Genomic DNA, 5,720 nt, shown 5'->3' with positions numbered 1-5,720 from the left:
GATGGCGGGTGCCGTCGCCGTTTCGTGGGCGGGCGCGGCCTTTTCTCTTTACCTGGCCGGCGTCCAGGTGTGGGTGGTCGAGGGGATCTGCCCCTGGTGCACCGCCTCGGGGGTTCTCATGGCGGGTCTGGCCGTTCTTTATGCGCTTGCGTGGCCCTACCGCAGGTTGCCGGGGGCGGCCCTGGGCGCCGGGCTGGTGGCCGGGGTGGCGCTGGCCGCCATCAACTACGTGCCCGCCTCGACGGTGCCGCCGGCCGGTCTGCCCGAGGCCGGGCCGGGGCCTGCTTCCGGACAGCAGGCCAACGCCGCCGCGCGGCCGCCGCAGCGCGGCGGAAAGGCCATCACGCTGGAGGAGCTCAACCGGCTGCTGACCGCCGGCAGCCCGTCGGCGCCCGTCCTCATCGAGGTTTACTCCGACTTTCAGTGCCCGCACTGCGCCACCGCGGCCGAGCAGGTGGTGCGGCCGCTTATGGAGGGAGAGGTCAAGGAAGGCAAGGTTCGCCTTGGCTTCCGCAACTACGCCTTTTTGGGCGTGGAATCGAAGTGGGCGGCCGAGGCGGCGGCGTGCGCAGCGGTGCAGGGGCGCTTCTGGGAGTACCACGACCTGCTGTTTGCCTCGCAACGCGGCGGGGACACCGGCAGCTTCACCATGTCCCGCCTGGTGCGGATGGCCGATGAGTTGGGCCTCGACGCGAAGGCGTTCGGGGAGTGCCTGAGCGAGCGGCGGATGCGGCCGGTGATCGAGGCCAGCTTCGAGGAGGGGCGGCAGCGGGGCATCAAAGGCACGCCCACCTTTTTCGTCAACGGGCGGCGCGTGGACGGGCTGGTGCCCCTGGAGGAGCTGCGGAGGCTGGCGCTGTCGCCTTAGCCATGTGGAGGGTCATCGCCGATCCGGCCACCTTCCGGGAACATGTGCTCCTGCGCGACGGGAGCTGGGTGCTGGTTCGGGCGGCCGGGCCGCAGGACGTGCCGCGGGTGGAAGCGATGCTGCAGCGGGCGTCGCCAAGGACCCGCCAGTTGCGCTTCTTCGCCGGCGTGGCCCAGGTGAGCCGCTCCTTCGTCGAGGGTCTTTGCATGCCGCCGGGCAGGGAGCGCGCCTGCCTGCTGGCCATCTCCGGCGAGGGGGAGGGCGCTCAGGTCGTCGGCGTCGGCAACTACGCGGCGCTCCCCGGGCGCAACACGGCCGAGGTGGCCTTTGTGGTTGACGATGCGTTCCAGGGGCGGGGGGTCGGGACGCTTCTCCTGGAGCGCCTTGCCGGCATCGCCGCCGGGCAGGGGCTCGTAGGCTTCGAGGCCGAGGTGCTCTTCGAGAACCGGGCCATGCTGGACGTCTTTCGCGAATCTGGCTTCCAGGTGCGCCAGGCGGTGGAGGGCGGCGTGCTGCACGTCGAGTTCCCGGTGAGCGGCAGCGCCGCCGCCTGGGAGCGCACGGAGCTGCGCCACCGCATCGCCACCGCCAACTCCCTGGTACCGCTCTTGAGGCCGCGCAGCGTGGCCGTGGTGGGGGCGTCGCGGGACCCGGACAGCGTGGGCGGGATGGTGTTCCGCTACATCCTCGCCGCCGGCTTCACGGGCACCGTGTACCCGGTGAACCGCCAGGCGGCCTCGGTGCACGGCGTCCGGGCCTACCCATCCGTCGATGCCCTACCCGAACCGGTGGATCTGGCGGTGATCGCCGTCCCGGCCGGCGAGGTGCTGGACGTGGCGAGGGCCTGCCTCGAGTCGGGCACCCGGGCGCTCGTGGTGCTGACGGCGGGCTTCGCAGAGAGCGGCCCTGAGGGCGCCGAGCGCCAGCGGGCTCTGGTGGAACTCGTGCGCTCACGGGGGGCCCGGATGGTGGGCCCCAACTGCATGGGGCTCATGAACACCGACGCCTCGGTGCGCCTGAACGCAAGCCTCGCTCCCAGGCCCGCCCCCCCGGGCCGTATCGGGTTTTTCTCGCACTCGGGCGCGCTAGGGCTCGTCATCCTGACCTACGCCGCGGAGCGGGGGCTGGGCTTTTCGACCTTCGTCTCGGCGGGCAACCGTGCGGATGTTTCGGGCAACGACCTGCTGGCGTACTGGGACGAAGACCCTAACACGGACATGGCGCTTCTGTACCTGGAGACGTTCGGCAACCCGCGCCGCTTCGCCCGGCTGGCCCGCCGGCTCTCGGCCCGCAAGCCGGTGCTCTGCGTCAAGAGCGCCAGGAGCGAGGCGGGCTGGAGGGCTGCTGCCGCCCATATCGGGGCGGCCGCCCAGGGCGACATGGAGGTAGACGCGCTGTTCCGCCAGGCGGGCGTCATCCGCGCCGATACCCTGGAGGAGATGTTCGACGTGGCGGTGCTGCTCGCGCACCAGCCGCTGCCTGCCGGCAACCGCGTGGGCATCGTCAGCAACTCGGGCGGGGTCGCCACGATCTGCGCCGATGCCTGCGAGGCCAGAGGGCTCGTGCTGGCAGGGCCGAGAGTGGTGGACCTGGGCCCGCTGGCCACGCCGGCCGCATACGAACAGGCCGTGCGGGACGCCCTGGCCCGGGGCGAGATCGATGCCCTCATCGTCATCTTTGCGTGTGTCGCGAACTGCGATCCCTCAGCCGTGACCCGCGCGCTGCGCCGGGGCGCCGTCCGGGCCGAGCGAGCGTCGGGGGCGGCGAGACCCGTGCTGCTGTGCCTGATGGGCGAGTCGGGCGCGGTAGCGGTGGCGGGAAGCCGGAGCGTCTTTCCGTCATACCGTTTTCCCGAGGCCGCGGCCATGGCGCTGGCCCGGGCTGCCGAGTATGCGGCGTACCGCCGGCGGGCGCCGAGCCGGCTGGTCTTCTTCGACGACGTCGATGCCGCCGGGGCGCGGCAGGAGGTGGAGGGGTGGCTCGAGGCGGGGGGTACCGGTGCCGGCGAGGCGGAACTGGTTCTGGCGCCGCCTCAGGCCCGGCAACTCCTGCACCGCTTCGGGCTCGCCACCGCGGAGGAGGGTGGGGAAGGCCCCCGGAGAGCCGCCGAGTCCTCGCCCGTCGCGGTGCGGGTGCGCCCGCACCCCCATTTCGGGCCGCTGCTCGAACTCGAGGCCGCCCGTGGCCCGGTAGTGCGCATCACGCCCCTCACCGACCGCGATGCCGGCGAGGCGGTGGCCGCCTGCGGCATCGAGCCCGCCGGCGCCCGGGCCGCCGTCGAGGAGGTTTTGCTGCGGATCTCCCAGATGATCGAGGAGATCCCGTGGTTGGTGGGGTTGGAGGCCACGGTTCACCTGGTGCCCCGGCCTGCCATCCGGCCGGAGCGGATCGTCATGAAGAGGGTGGTTCACGCTCCGGGGGATGCTGTACATACTTGAAGGGGCCACACCCTCCCGGCCCCATCGGGAAAGGAATGGCAGCGTGGAACAGGACGCCAACTTCTGGGATCGCGAGACGGTCATCGGCACGGTGGAGAAGAACGCGACGGAGCGCATCGCGGTGCGGCGGGTCGAGCGGCGGGGCCGCGCATACGTGGACATCCGCATCGAGTGGCGCCGCCAGGACGGCGACGAGTTCTTCCCCAGCAAGAAGGGGGTTGTCATCCCCGAAGAGGCGCTGGACGACGTGCTGGCGCTTCTGGAAAGCGCGCTGAAGACCGGCTCCGGCAGGTCCAACGGTCGCCGCCGTTCCGACGGTTCCTGAAAGCCCTCCCGTAAAGACCTCCTCGCCGGAAAGGCGCGGGATCGGGTCCGCAAGTCCCTCTACGTATGCTATTAACAGGTTATACAGCGCTACGCCGGCCCAAGAGCTTCTACAAGCCGGGAAGTGACGGACGCCAGGCGGTCCGGGCCGAGCCCGGCGGCCCGGAGGGCCATCAACACGGCGCCCCCCGCGGGCGGGAGAACGCCGCGTTCGGCGCGGGCGCCCGGGATGAGGCGCTCCACCTGATCGGAAAAAGCCTGCACCAACGCCGGGTTCTTGAAAGCCCCGCCCGCGAAGCGGACGGGTACAGGCCCCTCGGCCGGCCACCTTATCCGGCGGAACAGCGCGAGGGCCAGTTCGGCGAGTTGTCCGGCGGCTTCGCGGACGATCCGGCGGGCCGCCTCATCGCCAAGCCGAACTGCCTCGGCGACCAGCGGGGCCACGCCGGCCACGGCGGCCTTGGGGTCCGGCGCACCGTAGATGGCCCGTTTCAGGCCGTCCCAGCCGGTCACGCCGAACGTCTGGCAGACCAGCTCCTCGAGCACGGTGTGCGGCCCTCGCCCGTCCCAGGCGCGCACGACGGCCTGCAGGGCCATGCGACCGATGTCGAACCCGCCGCCCCGGTCGTCGATGAGGTAACCCTGGCCCCCGGCCCGCACGAGCTGCCCCGACGCAGACCGGCCGGCGCCCACGCTCCCCGTGCCGGCGTAAACCAGAATCCCGGCCATCGCCGGCCCCAAAGCGCCCTCCACGGCCGTCTCCAGGTCGGAGGACAGGCCAAGAGGCCCTGCGATCTCCAGCCGGCCCGACAGGCTTTCCAGCGCGGCACGTAGCCACTCGATGCGTTCGGCGGGCCGGTCCATCCCGGTGAGGCCGGCGTGGACGGCGGCCACCGTCACGTGACCTTCTCCCCGTGTGGCCTCGATCACGGCTTCGGAAACGGCGGCCACCACGCGGCCCGCCACGACCTCGCGCGCCTGCGCGCTGAGGACCGGCCCGCACGGCCCGCCCGAACCCTGGCCGATCACGGTGCCCTCGCCGGTGACGAGTAGCGCGCGGGTGGCCGTTGCTCCTCCGTCGATGGCCAGGACCGGGGGCGTGTCCTCCCCTGCCGCGTCCTTCACGGCCGGACAGCCTCGGGGGTCGCGGTATACTCCGCGCTGAAGCGGTTGAGTTCGGCCACGACCGTCTGCCAGAAGGTCAAGAAAGCCCCGTGCTCGCCGGCCAGCCAGACCTGGCGCGACGGCCGGACCGCCGTGCCGTTCAGGGCCGGCGTGCTGCCCGGCACCGTCATGGGCAGCATCGGGTCCAGTCCCCCGCCGAAGGCCAGAACAGGGACCGTGACCCTTGCCAGGACGGGCCGGCCATCGTGGGACCGGAAGGCGGAGAGGATGCGGGCGGCGCGTTGCAGGTCGTCCGGCTGTCCCCACCGCTTGAGCAGCCGCAGGACGAGGCTGAGGCGCCGCCGCAGGTCGGACTCGAGGTAGACTCCACATGCGTGCTCGAAGGCCTGCGGCCACTGCCCGTCCCGCAGAAGGTGAGCGAGGTGGTCGAGAAACCGCACGAAAGGCTCGGGAACCCGGGCCGACAGGGGAGTCGAGAGCACCACCAGCGCGCCGGTCAAATCCGGAGCTCGGGCCGCCATCCACAGGGCTGCAAGGCCGCCCGCCCCCATCCCGGCTGTGATCCGGGGCTGCCGGCCCAGGGCCACCAGGGCCTCGGCGGCGTCCTGGGCCATCTGCTCGGTGGTGCTGCCGGCCAGCACGGCCTCCCGGGCGGTGAGCACCGTGACCCGGTAGCGGGACGCCACGCCTCTCCAGAGCCGGTTCATCACCCACCCCAGCGCCCGGCGGTTGAGGATGGCGTCCTCAACACCGGGCAGCACGACCAGGTCAGGCCCGCGTCCAAAGTGCCACGCGTAAAGCCGCCCGCCTTTGACGGGTACCCAGGTGCCGCCGTAAATGCGGGGTCATCCCTTCGGAAGCGCTGGCCGGGTTTTCCACGAGAAAGGGGGCCGACCCTTTCGCGGGTCAAGGCCCCCTTCTGTGCGCCGGGCGCTCGGCTCTATGCCCGCCCCGGCATCAGTAGT

General features: G+C 71.9%; 5 protein-coding genes. 3 read left to right on the top strand and 2 right to left on the bottom strand.

Annotated elements, in window-relative coordinates; genetic code table 11:
* From AB1609_14475 to AB1609_14465, 3 genes are all read left to right on the top strand, one after another.
* A partial coding sequence (locus tag AB1609_14475; protein MEW6047664.1) for a thioredoxin domain-containing protein occupies positions 1–868 on the top strand: 868 nt, incomplete at its 5' end.
* Between the two features lie 2 nt (positions 869–870).
* Entirely contained in the window at positions 871–3,306 is a 2,436-nt protein-coding gene (locus AB1609_14470) for a GNAT family N-acetyltransferase (GenBank protein MEW6047663.1), read from the top strand.
* A 43-nt stretch (positions 3,307–3,349) separates the two neighbouring features.
* The gene (locus tag AB1609_14465; GenBank protein ID MEW6047662.1) at positions 3,350–3,631 is read left to right on the top strand and encodes a PC4/YdbC family ssDNA-binding protein; all 282 of its coding nucleotides are present in this window, start codon (positions 3,350–3,352) and stop codon (positions 3,629–3,631) included.
* Positions 3,632–3,720: 89 nt separating this feature from the next.
* Here the strand turns inward: AB1609_14465 and AB1609_14460 are convergent, their stop codons facing one another.
* Complete coding sequence (locus AB1609_14460; GenBank protein ID MEW6047661.1) at positions 3,721–4,755, bottom strand: BadF/BadG/BcrA/BcrD ATPase family protein; 1,035 nt, start codon at positions 4,753–4,755, stop codon at positions 3,721–3,723.
* On the bottom strand, positions 4,752–5,516 hold the full coding sequence (locus tag AB1609_14455; protein MEW6047660.1) for a hypothetical protein: 765 nt from the start codon (positions 5,514–5,516) through the stop codon (positions 4,752–4,754). The genes AB1609_14460 and AB1609_14455 overlap by 4 nt, the downstream gene beginning before the upstream one ends.
* Positions 5,517–5,720 lie beyond the last annotated feature (204 nt).

It is taken from the genome of Bacillota bacterium (assembly GCA_040754675.1).
GTDB lineage: Bacteria > Bacillota > Limnochordia > Limnochordales > Geochordaceae > Geochorda.
The sequence above is the reverse complement of the archived record's forward strand: the minus strand, read 5'-3'. Positions and strand labels throughout refer to the sequence as shown.

What these genes read in the sequence shown, in the direction of transcription:
- AB1609_14470 (MEW6047663.1), top strand. Translation starts at nt 871, where the DNA reads ATGTGGAGGGTCATCGCCGATCCGGCCACCTTCCGGGAACATGTGCTC.